22 protein-coding genes and 2 other annotated features are annotated in these 26910 nt (G+C 46.1%); of the genes, 21 read left to right on the forward strand and 1 reads right to left on the reverse strand.

Annotation, left to right across the window (positions count from 1 at the left end):
- Positions 1–793 precede the first annotated feature (793 nt).
- The 12 genes from AAA939_RS09060 to AAA939_RS09115 all read left to right on the forward strand — a co-directional run bounded on the left by AAA939_RS09060 (position 794) and on the right by AAA939_RS09115 (position 13651).
- Positions 794–1288 (forward strand): peroxiredoxin, encoded by a 495-nt coding sequence (locus AAA939_RS09060; protein ID WP_338209976.1) that lies wholly within the window; start codon positions 794–796, stop codon positions 1286–1288.
- Between the two features lie 37 nt (positions 1289–1325).
- Positions 1326–1554, forward strand: a binding site (T-box leader).
- A 49-nt stretch (positions 1555–1603) separates the two neighbouring features.
- Positions 1604–4273, forward strand: a complete 2670-nt coding sequence (locus tag AAA939_RS09065; protein WP_338209974.1) for a valine--tRNA ligase — start codon at positions 1604–1606, stop codon at positions 4271–4273.
- Positions 4274–4378: 105 nt separating this feature from the next.
- A complete protein-coding gene (locus AAA939_RS09070; RefSeq protein WP_338209972.1) occupies positions 4379–5701 on the forward strand; it encodes a bifunctional folylpolyglutamate synthase/dihydrofolate synthase in 1323 nt (440 codons plus the stop codon).
- 554 nt (positions 5702–6255) lie between these two features.
- Positions 6256–6894 carry a JAB domain-containing protein gene (locus AAA939_RS09075; protein ID WP_338209970.1) on the forward strand — a complete coding sequence of 213 codons (639 nt, stop codon included), beginning with the start codon at positions 6256–6258 and terminating at the stop codon, positions 6892–6894.
- Between the two features lie 217 nt (positions 6895–7111).
- The gene (locus AAA939_RS09080; RefSeq protein ID WP_057707660.1) at positions 7112–8116 is read left to right on the forward strand and encodes a rod shape-determining protein; all 1005 of its coding nucleotides are present in this window, start codon (positions 7112–7114) and stop codon (positions 8114–8116) included.
- Positions 8117–8186: 70 nt separating this feature from the next.
- On the forward strand, positions 8187–9032 hold the full coding sequence (gene mreC, locus AAA939_RS09085) for a rod shape-determining protein MreC (RefSeq protein ID WP_057707658.1): 846 nt from the start codon (positions 8187–8189) through the stop codon (positions 9030–9032).
- 13 nt (positions 9033–9045) lie between these two features.
- On the forward strand, positions 9046–9564 hold the full coding sequence (mreD, locus tag AAA939_RS09090) for a rod shape-determining protein MreD (RefSeq protein ID WP_057707656.1): 519 nt from the start codon (positions 9046–9048) through the stop codon (positions 9562–9564).
- Between the two features lie 21 nt (positions 9565–9585).
- Positions 9586–10254 (forward strand): septum site-determining protein MinC, encoded by a 669-nt coding sequence (locus AAA939_RS09095; RefSeq protein ID WP_338209967.1) that lies wholly within the window; start codon positions 9586–9588, stop codon positions 10252–10254.
- The gene (gene minD, locus AAA939_RS09100; protein WP_338209965.1) at positions 10254–11060 is read left to right on the forward strand and encodes a septum site-determining protein MinD; all 807 of its coding nucleotides are present in this window, start codon (positions 10254–10256) and stop codon (positions 11058–11060) included. The genes AAA939_RS09095 and minD overlap by 1 nt, the downstream gene beginning before the upstream one ends.
- Before the next feature lie 48 nt (positions 11061–11108).
- Positions 11109–11339: a binding site (T-box leader), on the forward strand.
- 161 nt (positions 11340–11500) lie between these two features.
- On the forward strand, positions 11501–12142 hold the full coding sequence (locus AAA939_RS09105; protein WP_338209964.1) for an amino acid ABC transporter permease: 642 nt from the start codon (positions 11501–11503) through the stop codon (positions 12140–12142).
- Positions 12143–12154: 12 nt separating this feature from the next.
- Positions 12155–12793 (forward strand): amino acid ABC transporter ATP-binding protein, encoded by a 639-nt coding sequence (locus tag AAA939_RS09110; RefSeq protein WP_338209962.1) that lies wholly within the window; start codon positions 12155–12157, stop codon positions 12791–12793.
- A gap of 57 nt (positions 12794–12850) precedes the next feature.
- Entirely contained in the window at positions 12851–13651 is an 801-nt protein-coding gene (locus tag AAA939_RS09115; RefSeq protein ID WP_338210003.1) for an amino acid ABC transporter substrate-binding protein, read from the forward strand.
- 640 nt (positions 13652–14291) lie between these two features.
- On the opposite strand, the gene AAA939_RS09120 is transcribed toward AAA939_RS09115, so the two are convergent.
- Positions 14292–15647, reverse strand: a complete 1356-nt coding sequence (locus AAA939_RS09120) for an aspartate kinase (RefSeq protein ID WP_338209960.1) — start codon at positions 15645–15647, stop codon at positions 14292–14294.
- Between the two features lie 203 nt (positions 15648–15850).
- Between AAA939_RS09120 and yfmF the strand changes: the two genes are divergently transcribed.
- The 9 genes from yfmF to AAA939_RS09165 all read left to right on the forward strand — a co-directional run bounded on the left by yfmF (position 15851) and on the right by AAA939_RS09165 (position 26896).
- The gene (yfmF, locus tag AAA939_RS09125) at positions 15851–17119 is read left to right on the forward strand and encodes an EF-P 5-aminopentanol modification-associated protein YfmF (protein WP_338209958.1); all 1269 of its coding nucleotides are present in this window, start codon (positions 15851–15853) and stop codon (positions 17117–17119) included.
- On the forward strand, positions 17110–18429 hold the full coding sequence (gene yfmH / locus AAA939_RS09130; RefSeq protein ID WP_338209956.1) for an EF-P 5-aminopentanol modification-associated protein YfmH: 1320 nt from the start codon (positions 17110–17112) through the stop codon (positions 18427–18429). The genes yfmF and yfmH overlap by 10 nt, the downstream gene beginning before the upstream one ends.
- A gap of 86 nt (positions 18430–18515) precedes the next feature.
- Positions 18516–19400 (forward strand): helix-turn-helix domain-containing protein, encoded by an 885-nt coding sequence (locus AAA939_RS09135; RefSeq protein WP_338209955.1) that lies wholly within the window; start codon positions 18516–18518, stop codon positions 19398–19400.
- Positions 19401–19422: 22 nt separating this feature from the next.
- Positions 19423–20007: a CDP-diacylglycerol--glycerol-3-phosphate 3-phosphatidyltransferase gene (pgsA, locus tag AAA939_RS09140; RefSeq protein WP_338209953.1), complete on the forward strand. Its 585-nt coding sequence runs from the start codon at positions 19423–19425 to the stop codon at positions 20005–20007.
- Positions 20008–20904: 897 nt separating this feature from the next.
- Entirely contained in the window at positions 20905–22161 is a 1257-nt protein-coding gene (locus AAA939_RS09145) for a competence/damage-inducible protein A (RefSeq protein WP_338209951.1), read from the forward strand.
- Positions 22162–22257: 96 nt separating this feature from the next.
- Positions 22258–23331, forward strand: a complete 1074-nt coding sequence (gene recA / locus AAA939_RS09150; protein ID WP_338209949.1) for a recombinase RecA — start codon at positions 22258–22260, stop codon at positions 23329–23331.
- Between the two features lie 213 nt (positions 23332–23544).
- Entirely contained in the window at positions 23545–25104 is a 1560-nt protein-coding gene (gene rny / locus AAA939_RS09155; protein WP_338209947.1) for a ribonuclease Y, read from the forward strand.
- Positions 25105–25330: 226 nt separating this feature from the next.
- Positions 25331–25933 carry a helix-turn-helix domain-containing protein gene (locus tag AAA939_RS09160; protein WP_338209945.1) on the forward strand — a complete coding sequence of 201 codons (603 nt, stop codon included), beginning with the start codon at positions 25331–25333 and terminating at the stop codon, positions 25931–25933.
- A gap of 156 nt (positions 25934–26089) precedes the next feature.
- A complete protein-coding gene (locus AAA939_RS09165; RefSeq protein ID WP_057707635.1) occupies positions 26090–26896 on the forward strand; it encodes a TIGR00282 family metallophosphoesterase in 807 nt (268 codons plus the stop codon).
- The last annotated feature ends 14 nt before the right edge of the window (positions 26897–26910 follow it).

The raw sequence follows: 26910 nt of genomic DNA on the forward strand, positions 1-26910 counted from the left end.
GGAAACACCGCCTAATATTGCCGACACAGCACACCAACGCTGACCGCCTGCGCTAAAATGAACTTGATTCAATCACTCATTGTATTATCGTTGATGGCACTAAGCGTATTTTTTACCAACCTTACATCACACGAAGTACTAATAAAATTATTACGCTTCTCACTTCCGGTCGCCCATGATTTCATCTGTCGTGGCGACCGGTTCATGCCAAGAAAGCGGTCATGAACCTCACTTGAGAGCCGAAAAAGCGCGTCTCTCAAGGTGTCGGTGGCGTAAAATCGGGAAATCACCGATTAACGCCACATTCACGGCAGATTCGTCATGGACGACCTCCAGCTATGTTGAGGGTACTATCAGGAACGACTAGTTTGGTTTAAAACAAACTTAGCGTAGCCGGCAGAATCAGTGGGCCATGTCGGCACTGTTAGCTGGCGTTGTTTGCCAGGTACAGTGCGGGGCGACTTGAAAGACTCGTCCTTTGAGGCTTTCAAGCGAGGCGGAAGACCGTTCTTTGTCTGAAGCCGACCCCACGGCCCACTGATTCTGCCGGCGAAGCGCCGAAAAATGCTGAGTTTCTAACGATAAGCAGTGCGGTGGCAATAGTTAAACTAGTTTTATCACTTTCAACTTTTAGTGGATTAAAAAATTAAAGACCGGTATTCAGCTATTTACCCACGAAACCCGTAAAACTTTAAGGCTAACATTTGCGAGTTAGGTCAGTTTGCGGTAAGTTTAAAGCATACTAGTTTGAATAGTTTGTTTGCGACATTAAGATTTCGAAGGGGTGTTTGCTGTGCAAGTATTATTTCATGATCAAAAGTTAGATTTAGTTGGGGAACCGCTTAAAGATGGCGACGAGTTACCCAAGTTCAAAGTTTTTACAACGCATGATGAAAAACTAAAGACCAAGGACTTACTAGGTAAGCCCGTTCTGATCAGTGTAATGCCCGATATTGACACCCGGGTCTGCTCAATTCAAACCCGCAAGTTTAACCAACAAGCGGATCAGTATCCACACGTTCAGTTTTTGGCCGTTTCTAACAACTCGATTGCGGATCAAGCTGGCTGGTGTGCTAAGGAAGGCGTCAAGAACTTGACGGTCGTTTCCGATGAAGAACTGTCCTTTGGCTACGCGACGAACTTGTACTTGCCAAATAACGGGACGTTAACGCGTGCCATTTACGTGGCCGATGCAGCTGGTAAGATTGTTTATCATGAAATTGTACCGGATGTTGGTCATGAGCCAAATTACGTGGCAGCGTTAGACGCCTTGAAACAATTCGAATAAAGATTGACGTACTTGCATAAATTCATTACAATAGTGTCATTCAGCAATGAGCAAGAGAGTAGCTTAGATCACTGTCTACAGGAAGAAAACGGGACTGGAAGTTTTCGGCAGGTTTAGGTGAAGGTAGCTTGCGAGCTGTTGCCCTGAAAGTAGTAAGGGCAACCGGACGGGATACACCGTTCGTTAACAATTATGTTTAAGTTGTAAAGCCGGTTTTAACCGTGCTTTAAAATTAGGTGGTACCGCGAAATCCATTCGTCCTAGTCTATAGGATGAATGGATTTTTTTAGTGCCAAGGGAAAGGATGTGCCCCATATGTCAGAAGAACCAACGACTGATATGCCAACCAAATATGATCCGACCGCTGTTGAAGAAGGCCGGTACCAAACTTGGTTAGACGAAGATTTATTTAAGCCTTCGGGCGACCAAAAAGCTAAACCGTATTCCATCGTGATTCCACCGCCTAACGTTACGGGTAAGTTACACTTAGGTCACGCTTGGGACACCACGTTACAAGATATTATTATCCGTCAGAAGCGGATGCAGGGGTTTGATACACTCTGGTTACCAGGGATGGACCATGCCGGAATTGCAACGCAGGCGAAAGTTGAAGCCAAGTTACGTGAACAAGGCATTAGCCGTTACGACTTGGGACGCGAAAAGTTCATTCAACAAGTTTGGGATTGGAAAGACGAGTATGCGGCCATTATCAAGCAACAATGGGCCAAAATGGGCTTGTCATTAGACTACTCCCGTGAACGCTTTACGATGGATGAAGGGTTATCCGACGCCGTTAAAAAGGTGTTTGTCGACCTATACAACAAGGGCCTCATTTACCGTGGCGAATACATTATCAACTGGGATCCCCAAGCCCGGACCGCGTTATCCGATATTGAAGTGATTCATAAGGATGACAAGGGTGCGTTCTACCACGTGAAGTACCCATTCGCAGATAAAAACTACACCTTTAATGGTAAAAATTACATTGAAATTGCAACGACGCGTCCAGAAACGATGATGGGTGATACGGCCGTTGCCGTTAACCCGAGTGACGAACGTTACAAGGAATTAGTTGGTCAAAAGGTGATCTTACCATTGGCTGACCGTGAGATTCCAATTATCGCGGACCAATACGTTGACCCTGAATTTGGAACTGGGATGGTAAAAATTACGCCAGCCCATGACCCTAATGACTTCCAAGTTGGTAACCGTCATAACTTGAAACGGATCAACACGATGAATGATGATGCCTCCATGAATGCCAACGCTGGCAAGTATGAAGGTATGGATCGCTTTGTCGCTCGGAAAGCCATGGTCAAGGATTTACAAGACCAAGGTTTAATGATTAAGATTGACCCAATCGTCCACAGTGTTGGGCATTCTGAACGGACCGACGTTCAAGTCGAAGCCCGGCTATCAACCCAGTGGTTCGTTAAGATGAAGCCGTTAGCTGAACAAGCTTTGAAGAATCAAGAAGGCGATGACGCCGTTAACTTTGTGCCTAAGCGGTTCGAAGATGCCTTCAAGCAATGGATGGAAAACATTCATGACTGGGTTATTTCACGGCAACTTTGGTGGGGACACCGGATTCCAGCTTGGTATAACAAGACGACTGGTGAAACTTACGTTGGTGTTGATGCGCCTAAGGACCCTGAAAACTGGGAACAAGATCCCGATGTTTTGGATACTTGGTTCTCAAGTGCGCTATGGCCATTTTCAACGATGGGTTGGCCTGATGAAAATGCCGCTGATTTCAAACGGTATTTCCCAACTAACACGTTAGTTACTGGTTATGATATCTTGCCGTTCTGGGTTTCACGGATGATTTTCCAAAGCTTAGAATTTACTGGACGGCGACCATTTAAGAACGTCTTATTACACGGCCTGATTCGTGACGAACACGGTGTCAAGATGAGTAAATCACTTGGTAACGGGATCGATCCAATGGACGTGATTAAGAAGTACGGGGCTGACGCATTGCGGTGGTTCTTGTCAAACGGTTCAACGGCTGGTCAAGATGTTCGTTTCAGTTACACGAAGATGGACGCGGCCTGGAACTTTATCAACAAGATTTGGAACGCTAGCCGTTACGTCATCATGAACTTAGGTGACATGACCGAACCAACTTTACCAGCAAAATCCGAATGGACGTTGGCTGATAAGTGGATTCTTAGTCGATTGAACGAAACGGTTAAACAAGTGACGACGACCTTTGATAAGTTTGACTTTGGTGAAGCTGGTCGGGCACTCTATAACTTTATCTGGAACGACTTCTGTGACTGGTACATTGAAATGAGTAAGGAAGTCTTAACCGGCGACGACGCCCACGCCAAGGAAAACACGCAAAACGTGTTAGCCTATGTCTTGGACCAAATCTTGCGGTTATTACACCCAATCATGCCATTCGTTACGGAAAAAATTTGGTTATCAATGCCGCACGTTGGCAAATCCTTAGTGGTTGCTGCTTACCCAGTTGACCATCCTGAATTTGATGATGCGTCCGCTGAAGATGATATGGCATCCTTGATCGAATTGATCACGGCGGTCCGGAGTATTCGTGCCGAAGCCAATGCCAAGATGTCTTCAGCCGTTGACCTGTTGATCAAGACGGACAACCAACGCTTGCAGACGGTCTTCAAAACTAACGAAGACTACATTCAACGCTTTGCACATCCAAAGACCTTATCCATTGGGGCCGACGTGGTTGCGCCGAAGTTGTCAATGACGCAAGTGATCAGTGATGCGGAAATTTATATTCCATTAGCTGAACTGGTTGACTTAAACGAAGAAATTCAGAAGTTAGAAAAGGAACAAGCTAAATTCGAAAGTGAAGTTACCCGGGCAACTAAGAAACTCGGTAACGAACGATTCGTATCTAACGCGCCGGAAGACGTTGTTAACAGCGAAAAAGAAAAATTAGCCGATAATGAAAATAAGTTGGCTGCAACCAAGCAGCGACTAGCTGACATTAAGGCACAAGCTTAATTAAGCTGACTCAAAAGGTGCTTCAGAAATTTCTGAAGCACCTTTTGTGAATGATAGTGCTCGTTTGAGGTCGATAACGATTAAGCGTGTAAGGAGGACAAAAAAGTGATTGCTAATTATGAAGAAGCGCTCGCCTTTATTCATGGCCGTACCAAATTCAAAAAAATTCCCACGTTGAAACGAATGCGCCGGTTTTTAAGTGAACTTGGTGATCCACAAGAGCGGGTCCAAGGCATCCACGTTGCGGGAACGAACGGTAAGGGGTCGACGGTAGCTAACTTACGGGACTTGTTTATGGCTGATGGGCTGACGGTGGGGACGTTTACGTCACCATTCATTGTGCGCTTCAACGAACGAATCAGTGTCGATGGAGAACCGATTAGTGACGCAGATTTGTTAGACCTTGTTCAACGGATTCAACCAGTCGTGGCAAAGCTAGATGATGAGTTGCCCGAAGGCGGTCCCACTGAGTTTGAAATCATCACAGCCATGATGTTCGTGTATTTTGCGGAACAGCCAATTGACTTGGCGATTGTCGAAGTCGGCTTGGGTGGGTTGTACGACTCCACGAATGTCTGGACGCCACGGGTCAGTGTCATCACGACCATTGGTTACGACCACATGCAGATTTTAGGCGATACGTTAACTGCGATTGCCGGTCAAAAGGCTGGGATTATTAAGACGAATGTCCCGGTCATCGTTGGAAAGCTGCCTGAAGAGGCTCAGACGGTGATGGTTCAAACGGCGGCCGACCACGACGCACCGTTACAAACGTTAGGAACCGACTTTACGACGACGTTACTAACACCGCGGGGCTGGCAAGAACGGTTTAATTTTACTGGCGGTGGTCAGTACTTCAAAGATTTGACGACGCCGCTCTTAGGCGATTACCAAGTTGATAACGCTGCGGTGGCATTGGCCGCTTACTTGGACTACCATCGCCAGACCAATGTTCCGGTACAAGTTCGGGATGTTAAAACGGCGTTGGCCCATGTCCAGTGGCCGGGCCGCTTTGAACGGTTGAACGATATGCCCCTAATCATGATTGACGGCGCGCATAATGAACCGGCGGTGACGGAATTAGCCGCAACCATCAAAGAGCGGTTTGGGCGGCAAAACGTGTACGTGATTTTTGCGGTACTCGCTGACAAACAGCACGCGCAAATGATTCAGACTTTGGGGCAATTAAACAACGTGCACCTATTGTTAACGCAATTTGCGGGACCTAACCCGAAACGGCACGCAACGACGCCGAGTGAACTCGAATCTGAGCTCCCAGATGGTCGGTCCGCAGAAGTGTTCGATAATTGGCAAGCGGCGTTATTACAAGCGACCCAAGAAATGTCGAGCGAAGACGTCTTACTTCTGACGGGTTCGCTGTACTTCATTTCCGATGTGCGGGCTTACTTTAAACAGAGCGAAGACTAGTAATTAATCCGGTTGGCGCTGATGGTATGCGGTCGTGGGACCGGGCCTAGCCTGAGGAGCGGTCTAGCCCCTCGCCCAGAACACTTGCAAAAGGCGCAATTGTTCTGGACCGTCCGTGGTGTAGGGACCGAAAAAAACGCCGGTCCTAACACCACCATCACGACCGATGCCATCAGCGCCAGCCTCCGATTATTCGACAATAGTGAGGTTGATCTTAGCGGAGTCGGGTAGCCTTGGGTGCTGTGTCGGCAAGATTAGCAGATGATTTTTAGCTGCTAATCTTGCGGGGCGATTCAAAGACGTGGGTTGTCGGCTTTGAATCGAGGTCGCAGACCGCCCCATGGCTGCGGCCATCCCCCATAGCACTCAAGGCTACCCGATGGAGCGACGAGGTGTAGAACTTTCACGCTTTAACTGAAATTGAATTATCCTTGTGACTAGCGTGTATGCAACGTTAGCCACAAGGATTTTTGTGGTTAGGGGCCTTAATTTTAAGGAATCCGTAAATGAGATGCCCCGGACTTGGCGTAACTACTAAGTGAAGGGGTGGTTGAATGACGAGTCTAGGTGAGCAGAATTTGCCGTTGACGCAAATTCATGAGCTAATTGAGCAATACTTTGCGACTTTTTTGGCGGCAAGCACGGTGGACAAGGCGACCCAAGCGTTTGAACAAACGTTTCCGCCGGGGAGCGCCGTGACGTGGCTCAATCAATCGTCACAGGACCCCTTATGGAACGGCCTATTAATCGCATTACGGTGTGGACAGTTACTTCCGCACCCGCATCAGGTGGTCTTGGGCCAAGTATATGGTAGCCAACAGATGGGGGCGCAGTTGGCCCACGATTTCGCTAATTGGGATCAGGAAAGATTATTATTATTGTGTTTAGATACGAAAAATCAAATTGTTAAACGGCAGGTTATTTTTCAAGGAACGCTCAATAGTTGTCCAGCCCATCCACGTGAAATTATGCAGACGGCGCTGACCGTGGCCACCGCAAGAATTGTGATCGCACATAATCATCCAAGCGGAGATGTGAATCCCAGCAAAAAGGACGTTGAGTTTACAAAACGGCTCCAATTGGCCGGCGAAATCATGGGATTACCTTTGTTAGATAGTTTTGTTATCGGTGTAAACGATTACTTTAGCTTTGCGGAACAAGGGTTGGTAAATTGTAATACGGATTCTCATTAGAATGTGGTAAAATAACGGGGTTAGGGCGGATGTTTATCCGGCTTGACCACGTTTTTTGTTAAATTTTATCTAAGTTAAATAGTGGGACTGTATTTTTTAACAAATTACGGTATGCTATGATTCAGGCAGGATTTTTAATGCCGTGCGATTATGCTATAATACTTACTATTATGACTAATAAAAAATTAAATTTGTAATTAATGAAGGGATGAATGTAGTGTTCGGATTTGGGACAAAGAATATCGGGATCGATCTCGGTACGGCCAACACGATAGTTTACGTTGATGGCAAGGGCATCGTATTACGAGAACCATCCGTAGTTGCGAAGAACACGAAGACTGGTGAAATCGTATCCGTTGGGTCAGAAGCTCGGGATATGATTGGACGTACACCAGCAAGTATTGTGGCGATTCGGCCAATGAAGGATGGGGTTATTGCCGACTACGACACCACTGTTGCTATGATGAAGTACTTTATTCAAAAGACTTTGGGCCGTTCAAATGGTAAACCATACGTCATGGTTTGTGTACCAAGCGGTGTAACTGAAGTTGAAAAGCGGGCCGTGATCGATGCGACGCGGGTTGCGGGTGCACGTGACGCTTACGTCATTGAAGAACCATTTGCTGCAGCCATTGGTGCCGGTTTACCAGTTATGGATCCAACCGGTAGCATGGTTGTTGACATTGGTGGTGGGACGACGGACGTTGCGACGATTTCATTAGGTGGGATCGTCTCAAGTCGTTCGATTCGAATGGCTGGCGACAAGATCGATGATTCGATCATTTATCACGTTCGTCAAAAATTCAATCTCTTGATTGGTGAACGGACTGCTGAACAGTTGAAGATCGATGTTGGTTCTGCTTCACTTGAAGCGGCTGAAGATATCGAAGGCTCAACGATTCGGGGCCGGGACCTCTTATCAGGATTGCCAAAAACAGTTGAAATTTCAGCGGTTGATGTCGCTGAAGCGATTCAAGAAATTGTCTCAGAAATCATTTCAGCAATTAAGGAAACGCTTGAAGAAACTTCGCCAGAAATTGCCTCTGACGTCATTGACCACGGGATTGTTTTAACCGGTGGTGGCGCGTTATTGAAGAATCTTTCCGAAGTGATTGCGGATGAAACAAAAGTTCCAGTTTTCATCGCTAACGAACCCCTTGATTGTGTGGCCGTTGGGACAGGCGAATCACTTAAGAGCATCGATGTTATGAAAAAGCGATAACAGGTGAGCGGGAAGACATCTTCCCGCTTATTTATTGTTAAATATTTGAATTTTCGACCGGGGGTTCATTATGCAAAAGTTTTTCTCTAACCGTAAACTAGTTATCGCCATTATTGTGTTGATTATTAGTTTCGGTTTGATGAGTGTGTCGGTAGCCATTCGTGATCGGAAGTCTACGCCACCGTTGATCCAGCAATTTGGGAACGACGTGGCGGGGGCGGTTGACCGGGTCGTTGCGTTACCCGTTAACGGGTTACAAGGCGCGACTAATTCGGTTTCGGATCTCTTGAATACTTACCAAGAAAATCAAAAGTTAAAGAAACAAGTGGATCAGCTTGCGCAAGCTAAAGTTAATGCGCAAACAACTAGTGCAGAAAACAAGCAACTGCGTAAGGAACTCAAGTTAAATAATTCGTTATCAGACTATACGAGTGTCACGGCGAACGTTTTGACCCGGACACCTTCTTCTTGGATGAACCAGTTGGTCATTTCAAAAGGGGCCACTGCTGGAATCAAAAAGAACATGCCCGTCATGTCGCAGTCTGGCTTGATTGGTCGGGTTGCTGAAGTTAACCAGACCAATGCTAAGGTTGAACTGGTTTCTAATACGAGTTCAACGGCTAACAAATTTGCTGTTCAGATTACTAATAAATCTGGCAAGTCAGTTAACGGGATTATTTCAGGTTATGACAAGAGTAACGATTTACTTGAAATGGGTTCTGTGACGTCGAACGTTAAAATCAAGAAGGGCGACAAAGTCGTCACTTCTGGGTTAGGCGGCACGACACCAAAGGGCTTGTATGTTGGGACCGTCGCAAGTGTTAAGCAGGACGATTACGGCTTGGCTTCTGAAGTTGAAATTACACCTGCGGCTGACTTGAGCGATTTAACCGTCGTGACGGTTGCCGAACAGTAAGGGAGGCACAACGTTGCGATACTCACGTTTAAAAATCATTTTTCCAATTGGGCTATTTATTGCCCTGTTTTTGGATGGCTCGCTGTCCAATGTATTTGCGGGTCACTTATTTTCGTATCCCTACACGAGCGTCTTGCACCTCGTCTTACTGTGGTTGATTTTTGCGATCTTTTTAGACGACCGTGACGATTTGGCCATTGGAATTTGGTCGACGTTTGTGGGGTTAGTCTTTGACTGGTACTATACCGGTATCATTGGCGTCTACATGATTGCATTGCCATTAGTGGTTTACCTCTGTCGGCAAATTAAACCATGGTTGGATCTGAACTTTCTGACGCTTCTAATGGTTTACATTATTAATTTGACAATTGTTGAGGCCTTCGCGTACATTTGGTATAGCATGGGTCACGTGATTAATAGTAATTTAGCTGACTTTGCGGTCTTCACTTTAGGACCGACGATTGCGGTCAACCTGGCCATTTTCGTCATTGCGTATTACCCGATGCGTCGGTTGTACCTTAGCGTAAATTAGTCGGCAGAAAGGAATTCTAACATGCAGCAAAGTGTGGTTTTAAAAGCTAGTAATGACGGTTACGAGTTGATTTTTCGACAAGCAGCCAGTTTTGATACCATCATGATCGATCTCAAAACTTTGCTTGACCGGTTACAGGTGGATAATACGACTGATGAGCGGATTTCGTTTGATATGGGCACGGAAGGCCGACTGTTGACTGCTGAGCAAAATCAGCAAGTCACCCAATTGGTCCAGCGTTACCCATTGTTCAGTATCCATAAGCTGACGGCGGACGTGATTTTAACGGCCGACGCTTTGGCGATGGTTGAACGCAACACGGTTCACTTAGTCAACCAGATTATTCGTAATGGTCAGGTGGTTTCGATTACCGGGGATGTGTTATTCTTCGGTAAAATTCACGAAGGCGGCGTTTTGCGCGCAACTGGCAGTATCTTTGTGATGGGGGAAGTTTCCGGAATTATGGAAGCTGGTTATCCTGATCATAATGATGCCGTTATTGTTAGTGCGTTGACCACGGTTCCCCGTGTACGGGTCGGTGAATTGTTAGAACTCGTGGATCCCGATAAAATAGTCGCCGGTACGAACGTTGTTTATATTAATGACATTCAGGCTTTAGATTACCAGCCGTTAGATCAATTGAAACGGGTACGACCGAAGTTATTTACTCGGAATGGAGGACATATTTGATGGGAAAAGCTATTGTCATTACTTCTGGCAAGGGTGGTGTTGGTAAAACAACGACCACGGCCAATTTGGGGACGGCCTTAGCCTTGATGGGCAAAAAGGTTTGTCTCGTAGACTTAGATATTGGTTTGCGTAACTTAGATGTCATCTTAGGATTGGATAATCGGATTCTCTACGATATCGTTGATGTTGCTAGTGGCCGGGCGCAATTGCGGCAAGCCCTAGTTAAAGATAAGCGTTTCGATGATTTATTATTCCTATTACCCGCAGCACAAAATGCGGATAAAGATGCGTTGAATCCTGACCAAGTGCGTTCAATCGTTGATGAATTGAAGCCGGACTTTGACTATGTTTTACTTGATTGTCCAGCCGGAATTGAACAAGGGTTTATGAATGCGATTGCGGGTGCCGACGCAGCGATTATTGTGTCAACACCAGAAATCTCAGCGATTCGCGATGCTGACCGGGTCGTTGGGCTTTTGGAACAATACCCATTAGCAGAAGCACCCCGTTTAGTCATTAACCGGATTCGCCGGCGGATGATGCAGGATGGCGAAACGATGGATATCGACGAAATTACGCACCATTTATCAATCGATCTTTTAGGGATCGTTTTTGATGATGATGCGGTTATTCGGACTTCTAATAACGGTGAACCCATCGTCTTAGATCCAAAGAATTCGGCTTCACAAGGTTACCGAAATATTGCCCGGCGTTTGGAAGGCGAGACGGTACCGTTGATGAACATTGAGGTGCAAAAACCTGGCATGTGGTCACGGATTACGGGGATTTTTCACCGTAACAAGTAAAAAAGACTTGACGGCTGTCATTAATTCGATTATTATGAGAGCAACATTAAAAAAGCAAAGAACAGAAGAGTAGTTGACGTTGAGATGTCCAGCGAGTCGTCGGTGGTGGAAAGACGATCCTTAACGTAAACGAAACACATCTGCGAGTTGGGTAGCTGAAGTTAGTAAGTTACCCCGGGTGGCCTCGTTAGCGGCGGAGTTTAGTGATAAACTCGTTGAGTTCAGTGGTGTGAGCCACTGATGAACATGAGGTGGAACCGCGATAAAATCGTCCTCTTAGGCTGTTGGCCTAAGGACGATTTTTTTATTATCACTAAACTCCCTGAGGCAGTGACTGTGAAGTTGCTGCGAAGTGAGGTGGAACCGCGCGTAGACGTCCTCTTAAGATCATTGGATCTTGAGGGGACTTTTTTGTTGCTTAAAATTAGGAGGGAAAGCATATGCACTATATTTTAGAGATTTTGCCATCATTAGTATCTGGCGCCGGCATGACGCTAAAGATTTTCATTTGGACGTTGATTGGATCACTACCGTTAGGACTGGTCGTTGGGCTAGGATTGATTTCAAACATTAAGCCGCTTCAGTGGCTATTACATTTCTACGTTTGGTTGATGCGTGGGACCCCGTTATTACTTCAATTGATCTTCGTCTTCTACGGCCTACCATTAATTGGCATTGTTTTTCCCCGTTACTACGCCGCGTTGTTTGCGTTTATCTTAAACTACGCTGCTTACTTCGCCGAAATCTTCCGGGGCGGCCTTCAATCGATTGATAGTGGTCAGTATGAAAGTGCTCGGGTCTTGCGGTTAAGCTACGGTCAAACGATTCGAAAGATCGTGATTCCTCAAGTGATCAAGATCGTGTTACCTTCAGTTGGGAACGAAGTTATTAATCTGGTCAAAGATTCCTCGTTAGTTTACGTGATTGGGTTGGGCGACTTGCTTCGTGCCGGAAACGTCGCAACGGCGCGTGACGTCACGTTAGTCCCATTGGTCTTAGTTGGGGTCATCTACTTATTACTAACGGCCGTGACCACGTTTGTGCTTGGCCGAATCGAAAAACACTACAGTTACTGGAAATAGGGAGGTCGCAATATGTTAGAACTTAAAAATATTACCAAGCGTTTTGGCAACAAGACGATTATTGATCAGCTGAATTTAAAAGTTAAAGATGGCGAAGTTCTGAGTATCGTGGGGCCTTCCGGGGCTGGTAAAACAACGCTACTACGTTGTATTACCGGTTTGGAAAAGGTCAACGCGGGCGAATTCTTCGTTGACGGACAACCCTTTGATCCGTACACGAACCGGACAAATGAGAGTGTCATTGGGGTCGTTTTCCAAAACTTTGAATTATTCCCTAACTTGACGGTGATGCAAAACATTACGTTAGCGCCAACCATGGTTTTAAAGCAGTCCGCAGACGAAGCTCAAAAGCAGGCCATGGCGTTACTAACCCGGTTGAACTTGGCGGATCACGCTGACCAATATCCATACGAACTATCAGGTGGTCAAAAACAACGGGTTGCCATTGCACGGGCCCTTGCCATGAAACCAAACGTCTTGTGTTATGACGAACCGACGTCCGCGTTGGACCCGAACCTCCGTCAAGAAGTTGAAAAGTTGATTATGGGCTTAAAGGCGGATGGCATGACGCAGATCGTCGTGACCCATGATTTGACGTTTGCCGAAAATATTGCGGATGAAATGTTCCACGTTGAACCAAACAAAGCGTAGGGGGTGCGGCGATTGAAATTAAAGAAACGACTTATTTCACTTAGTTTACTTTTAGTGATGTTAATTGGGGTGGCCGGCACCCTCAGTGGTTGTGGCGAAAGTGTCACGAAGCGGGCCGACACGCAGGACACTTGGTCAAGCATTAAGAAGCGCGGCACGGTTGTCGTTGGCTTAGATGACAGCTTTGTTCCGATGGGCTTCCGTGAAAAATCCGGAAAACTTGAAGGTTACGATATTGACCTTGCCCGGGCAGTTTTCAAGTTATACGGCATTAAAATCAGTTTTCAAACGATTGACTGGTCAATGAATGCGACGGAATTACGGAATGGGACGATCGACTTGATCTGGAACGGGTACACCAAGAACCCGCAACGTGAAAAGGTGGTTGCCTTTAGTAATACGTACTTGAAGAATAAACAGATTCTAGTGTCGTTAAAGAAGAATAAGATCAATTCTTTCAATGACATGACGGGTAAGACGTTAGGCGCGCAATCAGGTTCTTCAGGTTACGAGTCGCTCGAAAATAACCCTAAAGTGTTGAAAGATAAGATTGCGAAGAAGACACCAATTCAATACGATACGTTCACCAACGCATTTTTGGATTTAAACGCGGGTCGGATTCAAGGCTTATTAATCGATAGTGTCTATGCCAACTACTACATCAAGCACGAAGCCAACTCGGCCGATTACAACGAGACGCCGGGGACTTTCCAAACGGAAGACTTCGCGGTTGGAATGCGTAAGGGTGATAAGACCATGAAACGTAAGATCAACGACGGTTTGAAGACGTTAAAAGCTAACGGAACGTTGGATAAGATTAACCGTAAGTGGTTTGGTAATCAAAAGGTTGAAAACTAGGTCAGTAGTTTTAACTAATACAATTAGTTACTCATAAGCTATTCCGGCACTGTCATATCAAAGGTTAATAATAAAAAAATAGGATCCTTCATCGCTCCGCCGGACAGAATCAGTGGGCTGTGGGGTCGGCTACAGCCAAAGTACGGGCTTCCGCCTCGCTTGAAAGCCTAAAGCCCAAGTCTTTCAAGACGCCCCGCCATGTCGCCTGGCACACAACGCCAGGCAACATGGCCGACACTGCCCACTGGTTCTGCCGGCTGCGCTAGGATTGGTTAAAATAAGCTAAATCAATTTTCATAGGAAAATTACCTTAGCTGGAGGTCGACCATGATGAATCTGCCGCGAAAGTGGCGTTGACCGGTGTACTTCCGGTTTACGGCACCGACGTCTTGCGAGACGTGGGGTTGCGGCTTGCAAGCGAGGACTAAGACCGTTTCTCAGGCTTAGTCCGATCGCCGCGGCAGATGAAATCATGGGCGGCCGGAAGCGACAAGTTTACCGACTTTGTTAGTATTAACGTTGGTATATTGCTGGTATTAGGTTTTATGACTTTCCAACCTTTAGACCTAAACAAAAAAGATGAGCTTCAAGAAATCATTCATTTCTTGAAGCTCATCTTTTTTAATTGGATTTAAATTATTTATTTTTTGAAGAATTCATTGTACAAGGCAATCACAGCTTGATCAGCATCGCGGTCGTGAATCCCAAACATGATTGAAATTTCACTGGCTCCTTGGTTGACCATGATCAACTTGATGTTGTGGTCGGCTAAAGCGGAAGCGGCCCGTGACATGATGCCGACCCGGTTACGCATACTTTCACCGACTAACATTAGGATTGAATAGTCGTGTGTAAAGTAAATTTCATCGGGATTAATGGCGGCTGAAATTTCAGCAACCAACGTTTTTTCAAGTTCTGGGGTCAGTTGATGTTCATCGAAGATAATCGTTAAGTCATCGATCCCAGAAGGCATGTGTTCATAACTAATGTGATGCGTTTCTAAGATGGTTAAGATCTTACGACCTAACCCGACTTCCTTGTTCAACAAGTACTTTCGTAAGTATAATGAACAGAAACTGGATGAACTGGCAATCCCAGTCACGGGGTAGTGTGAGCTCGGTTCGCGCGTCGACTTGATCAGCGTGCCAGGTGCCGTTGGGTGGTTCGTGTTTTTGACGTTTACGGTGATGTTCCCTTGGATCGCAGGAATCAGCGCTTCGTCGTGGAAGACGGAGAAACCAGCGTAGGATAATTCACGCATTTCACGGAACGTCATTTCGGAAATGGCGGCCGGTTGGTCAACTAATGACGGGTTCACTGAGTAGATGGCGTCAACGTCGGTAAAGTTTTCGTAGAGGTCGGCGTGGACACCGCGAGCGATAATGGCCCCGGTGATGTCTGAACCACCGCGTGAGAACGTACAGATTTGCCCGTTGCGATTATAGGCGAAGAAGCCTGGAATCACGAGAATCTGTTTGCTATCTGCCCATTGGGCTAACTGGGTGTAACTACTATCAATGATTTGGGCATCGTCGGGAACGTCGGTAACGACCATCCCCGCGTCTTTAGGATCTAAGTAGCGCGCGTTTAAGCCGGATTGTTTGAAAACGGCCGCCACGAGTTGGGCGTTAAGGCGTTCCCCGTGGGCTTTAAACGTCGCCATTAAATACGTGTTATCCGCGTAGGTTTGGTTTGGTAAGTTACGGATAGTATCAAAAATTGGCGTCAACTGGTCTTCAGGGACGTTAAAACCGTGGCCGATTTCTGCGTAGCGTTCAATAATGGCCTGAACGGTTGCCGTCGTATCTTGACGGTGAATCGTCTGGCGAGCATACTGGATAAGCAAATCAGTGACTTTGGTATCGCCATCGAAACGTTTACCGGGTGCCGAGACAATCACATATCTGCGTTGGTCATCAGCTTCGACGATCGACAGGACTTTTTGCAGTTGGGTACTGCTGGCTAATGAACTGCCACCAAATTTAATTACTTTCACATTAAATCGCTCCTAAATTTATCAATACTGAAAAGAATAGCAGACAACCCGCGAGTTTGCAACGTTAACCGCACCTCACCGGAATCTAATTTTTATTTTCAAAATCGCTTAAATTATTAAATTTTCTAATTGCTAGGACGGAAAGTTGCGTCAAATCGGGCTTTCGCTTATTATTTATTACATATGCAAGGAGGATTTTTTTATTGCAAACTCAGTTAGCAAAAGGGGTTCAATTGACGACCGTTGTTAGTCATCAATTTAAAACCAATCAAATTATCGTGAATTTTCGGGCACCGTTACGCCGAGACATTATCACGAAGCGTGCGTTATTGTCCAACTTATTAGAAACTAGTTCCGCCGACTATCCTGATCAGCGGGCACTAGCCAATGCCCTAGCAAAAATGTATGGTGCGGCTTATGGTGCGGGAGTTGGTCGCAAGGGACCAACTCATAACCTACGTTTGGCTTTAACGGTCGCAAATGAACAATATTTAGCGACGGATCAGCCATTAACGCGTGAAGCTACGCAGTTTTTACAAAACGTTTTATTCAAACCGTTAGTTGCTAATCAACAGTTTGACCAAGCGACTTTTGATCGCCAGGTTACGAACTTGAAAGCGGCCATTCAGTCGGTTGCGGATGATAAACAATACTACGCGGCGCAACAGTTAAACGCGGCGTTGTTTAAAGACGATCCCGCTCAGCAAGTGCCGAGTTACGGGATGGTTGCTGACTTGGAAACGATTACGTCAAAATATTTGTTTACCTATTATGAGTCACTTCTAAGAGACGACCAAATTGACATCATCGTTGTTGGGGATGTTGACGAAGCAGACGTGTTAGCACAGTGGCAGGCGGTTCATTTTACTGACCGGCCAACGTCACGGCCTAAGCCGTTTTACCGTCACCGCAATACGCGGCACTACGTTGAGACTAGCGAGACTCAAGCCTTGAGTCAGGCTAAGTTGAACCTCGGTTACGACTTGCCCGTCTTTTATCGTGGTGAACATTACTATGCGGCTCTCGTGTTCAATGAATTATTCGGTGGCTCACCATTATCCAAGCTGTTCATGAACGTGCGTGAAAAGGCTAGTCTCGCGTACTACGCAAGTAGCTCGCTAGATACCTTTAGGGGCGTTATGAAAGTTCAAGCTGGGATCGATGGCGCCAAACACGACCAAGTTCTAGCGATTATTGCTGAGCAATTGACGGCAATTCAGAATGGTGATTTCACGGATGAACTGGTTGAACAATTAAAACTCGGATTAATCAATGATTTTGAGTCCAGTTTGGATAGTCAGCGAACGTTTGCTATTCAAGCGTTGATCGATGATTTAACGCAACAGAATGTGACGGACGCCGACTGGTTGCAACGCATCCAAGCCGTAACGCGAGAACAGATTATTGAAGTATCAAAGATGGTGACCCTAAATGACGGGTTCTTCTTGAGTGGGGCGCAAACATGCAAGTAAAAAAATATGAGCAATTTAACGAGACCTGCTATCAAACTAAGCTCCCAAACGGTTTGACGGTGACGATGTTACCCAAAGCCGGGTTTCATAAAACGTACGCAACGTTTACCACCAACTACGGCTCGATCGACAACACGTTTGTGCCAGCCGGTAGCGATGAGATGCACCGTTTCCCAGATGGTATTGCCCACTTTCTTGAACATAAAATGTTTGAGAAGGCGGACCACGATGCCTTCCAAACGTTTGGTGAGTATGGGGCCAGCGCAAACGCGTTTACGAGTTTTACGAAGACGAGTTACTTGTTCTCCGCAACGCGTAATTTGAAAGAGAACTTAGAGACCTTACTCGACTTTGTCCAGGACCCGTATTTTACGGCGCAGACCGTGGACAAGGAAAAGGGAATCATTGGCCAGGAAATCGAAATGTACGACGACGATCCTAGCTGGCGGCTATACTTTGGGATGATTGGGAACCTTTACCCTAACCACCCGTTGCAATACGACATTGCGGGAACGACCCAGTCGATTGCTAAGATTACCGCAGAGGACCTTTACGCGGCGTATAAGACGTTCTACCACCCAGAGAACATGACTTTATTTGTGGTTGGTAAACTGGACCCAGATGAAGTTTTAAGCTGGATTGAAGCTAACCAGGCCAACAAGACATTTGCCAGTTTTAAACCGATTGAACGGAAGATTCCGGCAACGGCGGAAGATGGGCATGATATTATTCCTTACCGGGTCATTGATATGCCAGTGAACCGGGCCAAATCCATCATCGGGGTCAAGGGACTAACGCCGATTGAATCGGGGATGCCCGCTTTGAAGTACCGTGCGGCCGTAAACGTCTTACTCGAAATGTTGTTTGGCGATACGTCGAAAAATTATTTGCGGCTTTATGACGAAGGCGTCATCGACGATACTTTCGGTTACGATTTTGAATTGCAAAATGGCTTTAATTTCCTAACCTTCAGTGGGGAAAGCGATGACCCAGCCAAATTTGACGCGGCAATTATTGAAGTGCTTGAGCACTGGCAAGACGCCGTGGACGACCAGTCTGAATTATTGGCTTTAGTCAAGAAAGAAATGATTGGGCGGATCGTCTTCATGGCGAACTCACTTGAAGCGATTGCCAACCGTTATGACCAACAGTTATTTGGTTCGGTAACTTTATTTGACGAACCAGAGGTCATTAACCAGTTAACCTTGGCAGACGTACAAGCCGTTGCGGGACAGCTACTCAAGTCACAAGCGATTAGTGAGTATCAGATTCGTCCTCAACCAGAAGAGTTAAAGAAATCTGAAAATTAGTAATGGGGTTGCAGTTTAGGAAAGTTGCTGTGATATACTAAGATTCGTAAGATTATGAAAATAGACTTAGGGTGGAGAAAAGGTCAATGAGTGAAAATAGTGAAGAAAAAAGCACGATTGGGGCACGGCTAAAAGCTGCCCGGATCGCCAAAGGGTTAACAATCGACGATTTGCAACAAATTACGAAGATTCAGAAACGGTATTTGATTGCAATTGAAGACGAACAGTTTGATAAATTACCGGGAGACTTTTACGTTCGGGCGTTTGTTAAGCAGTACGCTGATACCGTTGATTTGGATGGCAATGAATTACTAGAAGAATACAGTGATGAATTACCAGCAACGCACGCGGAAACTTACGTCCAAAATGTAGACGAAGTTCAACCAACACGCAGTGCAAGTCGTGAAGCGCCGACCACTCCAGCCGGCCGGGTGCGCAACTATTTACCAACGATTATTGTAACGGGCGTCGTGGTATTGATCCTGTTGTTTATCTGGTTCATGGCAGTTCGGACCCACACGAGTTCAAGCTCGTCGTCGGCTACTTCAAGTTCATCAGTTGAGGTTTCAAGTTCGAAGAAGTCTAGCAGCAAAGCTAGTTCTAAGACTAGCAGCAGTTCTGCTAAGAAGACGACTAAGAAAAAAGCGGATAGCACTAAGCAAGCAATTAAAGCTGATGGCGACAGTGATACGGCCTATACGATGACTAACGGCGCCAAGAAGAACAAAGTGGTCGTTAAGTCGACTAAGGCCGCCTGGACGTCAATCACGACTAACGGTAGTCAAACTTGGCAAGGAACGTTAACCGCCAATGGGTCACACGACGTGACGTTGCCAAGCAACGCGTCAACGGTCAAGTTCCAATTTGGTAACGCCGTTGCAACGTCCGTAACGATCAATGGTAAGAAGTTTGACTTCAATCCGAAGAACAGCACGTCTCAAGTGCGGACGATTACCTTGACCATTAAATAGTCTGTGACGGAGGAGTATCATTGTGAATTTACCTAATAAGCTAACTGTTTTTCGTATTATCTTGATTCCTGTTTTCTTACTAATCATGGTTCTGCCACTGAGCTGGGGCCAGGTTGTCTGGGCAGGAACGACGATCCCCGTAACGCAGGTCATTGCAACCATCATCTTTGCCGTCGCTTCTTTGACGGACTTAGCAGATGGTAAGATTGCCCGTTCACAGCACTTAGTCACTAACTTCGGTAAATTTGCCGATCCGTTGGCGGACAAGATGTTAGTAATGACGGCCTTTATCATATTGGTGCGGATGAACGTTGCACCGGACTGGGTCGTTGCAATCATTATGTGCCGGGAATTAGCAGTCACCGGGTTACGGTTATTGATTGTTGAAAATAATGGAAAAGTTATGGCAGCGGCAATGCCTGGTAAAATCAAGACAACAACGCAGATGATTGCGATTATCTTCTTATTACTAAACAATGTCTTTTTTGCAGCCATCCACGTGCCATTCGCAGCGATTATGCTGTACGTCTGCCTCTTCTTCGTGATTTACTCTGGCATTGATTACTTTGTTCAGAATCGCGACGTTTTCTCAGATGGATTTAAATAAATCAAATCATAAAAGTTCGAGACATTGTGTCTCGGACTTTTTTTGACGGGGAAGAAATGAAGGGTGTCGTGCAGTTAAAATAGGGTTTTAATCTTTGGTTTACTTTGCAGTTAACTAAAGATTGAAAGTCCCAAAATGGCTGTCAACGTTGCCATAGCAATAATTATTATTTCTAAAATTAGCCGCTCCATCGGATAGCCTCGAGTGCTATGGGGGACGGTTCCAGCCAAAGGACGGTCTGGAACCTCACTTCAAAGCCGCCAGCCCACGTCTTTGAAGTGCCCCGCAAGATTAGTCGGATAAACCACCGGCTAATTTTGCCGACACAGCACTCGAGGCTACCCGACTGCGCTGAAAACTATCTTCCTTTTGTTTTTACTGTCGGATAATCAGTGGCAACCTCCGAGCAGCCGATTAGCGGCACATTTATCATAGGCAATTTCCAGCTATGTTGAGGTTACTGACAAATTTAACCGGTTTGTTTTAAAGCAATCTTAGCGTAGCCGGCAGAACCAGCGGGCCGTGTCGGCACTGTTTGCTGGCGTTTTTTGGCAGGTTACAGTGCGGGGCGACTTGAAAGACTCGTCCTTTGAGGCTTTCAAGCGAGGCGGAAGACCGTTCTTTGTCTGTAGCCGACCCCATGGCCCACTGATTCCGCCGGCGAAGCGCCGAAAAAACATTAATTTTCTAATGATAAGTAGTGTTATGGCAAAGATTGAACTAGTTTTAGCAATTTCAATCTTTAGCAGTTAGGCTCAAACGTAGAAAATCCCTGCAACCTTTTAAATGTGCACGTCGTTTTTTTCGTATATACTGAGTGTGGGCATTGATTGCTGATTAAGCGACTAATACCGATACTGAACATAGTCTGACGAGGACTATCAGGAGGTTCTTTAGATGCAAGCTGAAATAATTGCGGTCGGAACTGAGATTTTACTCGGCCAAATTACAAATACCAATAGTACACACATCGCTCAGGGGTTAGCAGAACTGGGCATTGATAGTTATTACCAAACGGTCGTGGGCGATAATCCGAAACGGTTAGCGGCCGTTCTTGAAATTGCGGCTCAACGCAACGACTTAGTCATCCTTTCTGGGGGCTTAGGTCCCACTAAGGATGATCTGACCAAGCAAACGTTAGCTAAGTACTTGAACGTGCCGTTAGTGGAAGATGCTGCGGCCATGCAAGTGATTACGGACCGGTTTGAACAAACGGGTAAGGTCATGACCGAAAATAATCGGTTGCAGGCGTTATATCCTCAGGGTGCGACGCCGTTGACCAATCATAACGGGTTAGCCGTGGGGGCGTTTTACCAGTCACCAGATTCCGCAGACTTCTTACTACTACCCGGACCACCACGCGAAATGACCAAGATGTTTGATACCGAAGCCAAGCCCAAATTACAGGCGGCGTATGGTCAGCAAGCGCGGATCTATTCGCGGGTGCTTCGATTCTTCGGTATTGGTGAATCGCGGCTGGTGACCGAATTACAAGACATGATTGAAACGCAAAATGACGTGACGATTGCGCCTTACGCGAAGACCAATGAGGTCACGCTTAGGCTCAGTGCACAGGCTGATACGCAACAAGTGGCTGATCGTGCGTTAGATACGGTTGAGCAACAAATCAAAGCTAAGGTTGGCGACTATTTTTACGGCTATGGGGATGACAACTCCTTAGCTCAGGTCGTTGTTCAAGCGATGATTAAAGCTAACCTAAGTATCACGGCAGCGGAGAGTTTAACGGCTGGTGAATTCCAAAGTACGATTGGTGGGGTCGCCGGTGTTTCCGCTATTTTCCCAGGTGGCTTTGTGACTTACGCTAACGCGGCTAAGCACCAGCTAGTTAACGTCCCACAAGCGGTCATTGACCAAGATGGGGTCGTTTCAGAAGCAACTGCGATCGCCATGGCTGACGGTGCACGGGCTCAGTTAGGCACGGATACCGCGCTCAGCTTTACGGGAGTTGCGGGTCCTGACAGTTTGGAGGGGCAACCCGCTGGGAATGTTTGGATTGGTTTAGCCTACCGTGACCAGCCAACCGTTGGGAAGTTATACCACTTTGTTGGAGATCGCCAAAAGATCCGGCAACGCAGTGTCATGGTTGGTCTGGACCTGTTGCGGCGCGCTTTGGTTGCTGATCAGCAGCTTTAAAAATAATACGAACTTTTGTTCGCTTTTTGCTTGCATTTCTGTTTTTTAACCGTTATGATATTAAGAGTGAAAACGAGCACCAAAGGAGGAAATAATTTGGCTGATGCACGGCAAGCAGCATTAGATGCTGCCTTAAAAAAGATTGAAAAGAACTTCGGTAAAGGTTCCATTATGCGGATGGGCGATGCGGCGAATACCCAGATCTCGACCGTTTCTAGTGGATCATTAGCCTTAGACGATGCATTAGGTGTGGGTGGTTATCCACGTGGACGAATCGTTGAAATCTACGGCCCTGAAAGTTCTGGTAAAACGACCGTGGCGCTACATGCCGTTGCGGAAGTTCAAAAGCAGGGCGGAACGGCGGCGTACATTGATGCTGAAAACGCATTGGATCCGGTTTATGCGGAACATTTAGGCGTTAACATTGATGATCTCCTATTGTCACAACCTGATACTGGTGAACAAGGTCTTGAAATTGCGGACGCTTTAGTTTCCAGTGGCGCGGTTGATATCTTGGTTATTGACTCGGTGGCTGCATTAGTGCCACGAGCTGAAATCGAAGGTGAAATGGGTGACGCCCATGTTGGGCTACAAGCCCGGTTGATGTCACAAGCGTTACGGAAGTTATCCGGGACGTTAAATAAGACTAAGACGATTGCGTTATTTATTAACCAAATTCGTGAAAAAGTCGGTGTGATGTTCGGTAACCCTGAAACGACTCCTGGTGGTCGGGCCCTTAAGTTCTACGCGACGGTTCGTCTCGAAGTACGGCGGGCAGAACAAATTAAGGACGGAACCGATATTATCGGGAACCGTGTCCGGATCAAAGTTGTCAAGAACAAGGTTGCGCCGCCATTTAAGCGTGCCGAAGTTGATATCATGTACGGCTATGGGATTTCACAAACGGGTGAAATTGTCGACATGGCAGCTGACAAGGACATCGTTAAGAAGAGTGGTTCATGGTATTCTTACGGCGAAGACCGGATTGGTCAAGGTCGTGAAAATGCGAAGAAGTACTTGGCGGAACATCCTGACGTGATGGCTGAAATTCGTCAAAAAGTCCGGGATGCTTACGGCATGGACGCGTCTCCTGAAGATGAGGAAGAAGCAGCTGATCAGAAGACTGCTTCAACCGAATTAGACCTCGGTGACGATCAAACTGATAAATAAATTTAGAAACGTCTGAAGCGGTGGCTTTAGGCGTTTTTTTGTTGGAAAAGTAGCGCCATAAGCCGAACGCTTTGCCGTTCACATAGGACTTTAAGTTGACACTACCCCCTGCAAACATTAGAATAACAAGTGTGTAAATAATCAAAATATAACATCTGAAAATTTGTAGTTGATTTTATGTTAACTGGATTTTGGTGATGCGGAGGTGGAAACATGAATGTTTTCGGTATAATCCTCGCAGTCATCGCAATTGTTGTCGGTTATGGGATTGGTTACTATGTTCGTAAGAATGTTCACGAAAAAGAGTTGAACGTAGCCAAGAACACCGCCGAAGGTATTATTTCTGAGGCCAAACGGTCAGCGGAGACTCAAAAGAAAGAAAAAGTCCTCGAAGCAAAAGAGGAGAGTCACCGTTACCGGACTGAAGTTGAAAATGAATTGAAGCAACGACGCAATGAAGTACAAAAGCAAGAAGATCGCTTGCTTCAACGCGAAGAGACTTTGGATCATAAAGAAAATACTTTTGAAAAACGCGAGGATGCGCTAGGCAAAAAGGAAGATAAAATTGCCAACGAACAGAAACGCGTTGAACAACAGCAACAAAGTGCAGCTTCACTAATCACGCAACGTCAAGCTGAGTTAGAAAAGGTCGCAGCATTGTCGCAAGACCAAGCACGTGACCAGATCTTAACCCAAACGCGGGAACAATTAACGCATGAACGGGCCGTAATGATCAAAGAAAATACGGACGAAGTGAAAGCGCAGTCTGAAAAAGAAGCCAAAAACTTAATTGTCCAGGCGATTCAACAGAGTGCGGCCGATATGGTCTCAGAAACCACTGTTTCAGTGGTTTCGTTACCAAATGACGATATGAAAGGCCGGATTATTGGACGTGAAGGTCGAAACATCAGAACGTTAGAAACGTTGACGGGGATTGATTTAATTATTGATGATACTCCTGAAGCAGTTGTTCTCAGTGGTTTTGATCCGATTCGTCGTGAAATCGCAAAGATCGCGCTTGAAAAACTTATTCAAGACGGGCGGATTCATCCAGCTCGGATTGAAGAAATGGTTGAAAAAGCACGTAAAGAAATGGACGAGAAAATCCGTGAGACCGGTGAACAAACTGTCTTTGATTTAGGATTGCACGGGATGCATCCTGACTTGATCAAGTTAGTCGGTCGGTTGAACTATCGGACCAGTTATGGTCAAAATGTTTTAAATCACTCAATTGAAGTTGCGAAGTTGGCGGGCGTTTTGGCCGCTGAACTTGGTGAAGATGCTACACTCGCGAAACGCGCAGGATTATTACACGATATTGGTAAGGCCGTCGATCATGAGGTCGAGGGATCACACGTTGAAATTGGCGTGGAATTGACAACGAAGTACAAAGAAAATCCAGTTGTAATCAATACGATCGCGTCCCATCATGGGGATGTCGAGGCAAAATCGATTATTGCTGTTCTGGTTGCTACGGCTGATTCGATTTCAGCTGCCCGGCCAGGAGCTCGGAGCGAATCGTTGGAGAATTATATCCACCGACTTGAAAAACTTGAAGCGATTGCGAATGATGAAACGGGTGTCAAGAAGAGCTACGCCATCCAAGCGGGTCGTGAAATTCGGGTTATCGTTAAACCAAACGAGATTACTGATTTACAAGCAACCGTTTTGGCACACGATATCAAAAAGCAAATTGAAAATGAACTTGAATATCCCGGACACATTAAAGTTACCGTTATTCGGGAAGTTCGAGCAGTTGACTACGCTAAATAAACAGAAAATAAGTCTGAGACCTGGGTCTCGGGCTTTTTTTGCGGTCATAAATTTGAAACTTGATTGGCCATGGCCACCGAATTGCTGATAATTTAGTGGAATGATGACTAACGAACCGACGTGATCAGTGCCATGAAATGCCGCTAAATCAACGTGCCAAGATTCTAAGCTAGGCTCAGGTGAGGCACTATCTTATAATCAGGGTATTAAAGAGAGGGTGATAGCGATGCGGTTCGGTGAGCGATTAAAACAGGCGCGATTGACGAAACATTTGACGCAAAAAGCCGTCGCGGAACAACTACACGTTTCCCGCCAAACGATTTCTAGTTGGGAAACCGAGAATAGTTACCCGGATATCGATAGCTTGTTACGGTTGAGCGATTTTTACGGATTGTCGTTAGATACGCTATTACGAGAAGACAGTGGGATGACTGATTACTTAAGACGCCAGGATGTCCGGCAGCAAATTCGGCCCGTCCAGTTAGCACTACGGGTGATGGCGGTGGGTTACATTGGATTAGTCGCGGTTAACTTCTTAGTGCCAAAGTTACATTTAATGAATCCGGTGGTCAGCCTCCTTTTTCTGGTCGGGTTATTGGCGCTCAATTACTTAATCAAATTTAATCGCTACTTTGGGTTGGATAACCGGCCGCTTTTTCGTGAACGGCACCGCTGGTTTAATTTGTACGGGGCGTTATTATTTGGGCTTATCCTCGGAATCGGGTTAGTTAGCGCTTTAAAACCAGTTTTTAGGTGGGCTACCGGTCCACTAATTGTCGTTGGGGTGGCGGGATTAACGGTGTGGGGAATTACCCGGACTGAAAAATGATGAGAAGCTAAATAAAATGCTGCTGAGTGACGATGGTCAATCCGGACAGCATTTTTTATTCAACGTGATTAAAGTGATTGTTGGAAAATGTCGCCCCACTTTTCTAACCGATTAATGCTAAAATGGTGAATATAACGTTAAAACAAGGGAGAACTTATGCGAATTTTATTTGTCGGCGATGTCATGGGTCAAGTTGGGCAGGACGCGATTGCCACGTACTTACCAAAGTTAAAGCGGCGCTACAAACCGCAAGTGACGATTGTGAATGGTGAAAATGCCACCCGTGGTCGCGGAATCAGTCAACAAGTCTATAAAGATTTTTTGAGTGCCGGAGCGGATGTGATTACGATGGGAAACCATACTTGGGATAACAATGAGATTTTTGATTTCATTGGGGATGCCAAGAAGCTGGTGCGTCCACTAAACTTTCCAATCGCGACGACGCCGGGGAAGGGCTACACGATCGTTAACGTCAATACGGCGAAATTAGCTGTGATTAACTTGCAAGGTAACGTCTTTATGGGCCAAAACTTAGCGGATCCGTTCACGACGGTTCAACCGCTCGTTGAAGAACTGCGGGAGACGACCCCGAACATCTTTGTTGATTTCCATGCTGAAACGACTAGTGAAAAAGAAGCCATGGCGTGGTACTTAGATGGCCAAGTTAGTGCGGTGATTGGGACGCATACCCACGTTCAAACTAGTGACGAACGGGTCTTACCAGAAGGAACGGCCTTTTTAAGTGACGTCGGCTTTACGGGCCCTTATAATGGCATCTTGGGGATGACACGTGAAAATGTTATCCAACGGTTCTTGGAACAAATGCCGACCCGGTTTAACGTTCAAGAAGACAGTCCGGCCGTTTTATCCGGTTGTGTGATTGACCTGGACGAAAAGAACGGTCACGCAAAGAAAATTCAACGGGTCTTGATCAATCCGGATCACCCGTATTTTGATGATTAAAGTTAGAAATAGAA

The sequence above is a fragment of the Lactiplantibacillus paraxiangfangensis genome, assembly GCF_036246185.1.
Taxonomy (GTDB): Bacteria; Bacillota; Bacilli; order Lactobacillales; family Lactobacillaceae; genus Lactiplantibacillus; species Lactiplantibacillus paraxiangfangensis.

Bases quoted from the DNA above. Each gene is read 5' to 3' on its own strand.
- AAA939_RS09065 (WP_338209974.1), top strand. From the start codon at position 1,604: ATGTCAGAAGAACCAACGACTGATATGCCAACCAAATATGATCCGACC.
- AAA939_RS09075 (WP_338209970.1), top strand. From the start codon at position 6,256: ATGACGAGTCTAGGTGAGCAGAATTTGCCGTTGACGCAAATTCATGAG.
- mreC (WP_057707658.1), top strand. From the start codon at position 8,187: ATGCAAAAGTTTTTCTCTAACCGTAAACTAGTTATCGCCATTATTGTG.
- AAA939_RS09095 (WP_338209967.1), top strand. From the start codon at position 9,586: ATGCAGCAAAGTGTGGTTTTAAAAGCTAGTAATGACGGTTACGAGTTG.
- minD (WP_338209965.1), top strand. From the start codon at position 10,254: ATGGGAAAAGCTATTGTCATTACTTCTGGCAAGGGTGGTGTTGGTAAA.
- AAA939_RS09105 (WP_338209964.1), top strand. From the start codon at position 11,501: ATGCACTATATTTTAGAGATTTTGCCATCATTAGTATCTGGCGCCGGC.
- AAA939_RS09110 (WP_338209962.1), top strand. From the start codon at position 12,155: ATGTTAGAACTTAAAAATATTACCAAGCGTTTTGGCAACAAGACGATT.
- AAA939_RS09115 (WP_338210003.1), top strand. From the start codon at position 12,851: ATGTTAATTGGGGTGGCCGGCACCCTCAGTGGTTGTGGCGAAAGTGTC.
- yfmH (WP_338209956.1), top strand. From the start codon at position 17,110: ATGCAAGTAAAAAAATATGAGCAATTTAACGAGACCTGCTATCAAACT.
- AAA939_RS09135 (WP_338209955.1), top strand. From the start codon at position 18,516: ATGAGTGAAAATAGTGAAGAAAAAAGCACGATTGGGGCACGGCTAAAA.
- AAA939_RS09145 (WP_338209951.1), top strand. From the start codon at position 20,905: ATGCAAGCTGAAATAATTGCGGTCGGAACTGAGATTTTACTCGGCCAA.
- rny (WP_338209947.1), top strand. From the start codon at position 23,545: ATGAATGTTTTCGGTATAATCCTCGCAGTCATCGCAATTGTTGTCGGT.
- AAA939_RS09160 (WP_338209945.1), top strand. From the start codon at position 25,331: ATGCGGTTCGGTGAGCGATTAAAACAGGCGCGATTGACGAAACATTTG.
- AAA939_RS09165 (WP_057707635.1), top strand. From the start codon at position 26,090: ATGCGAATTTTATTTGTCGGCGATGTCATGGGTCAAGTTGGGCAGGAC.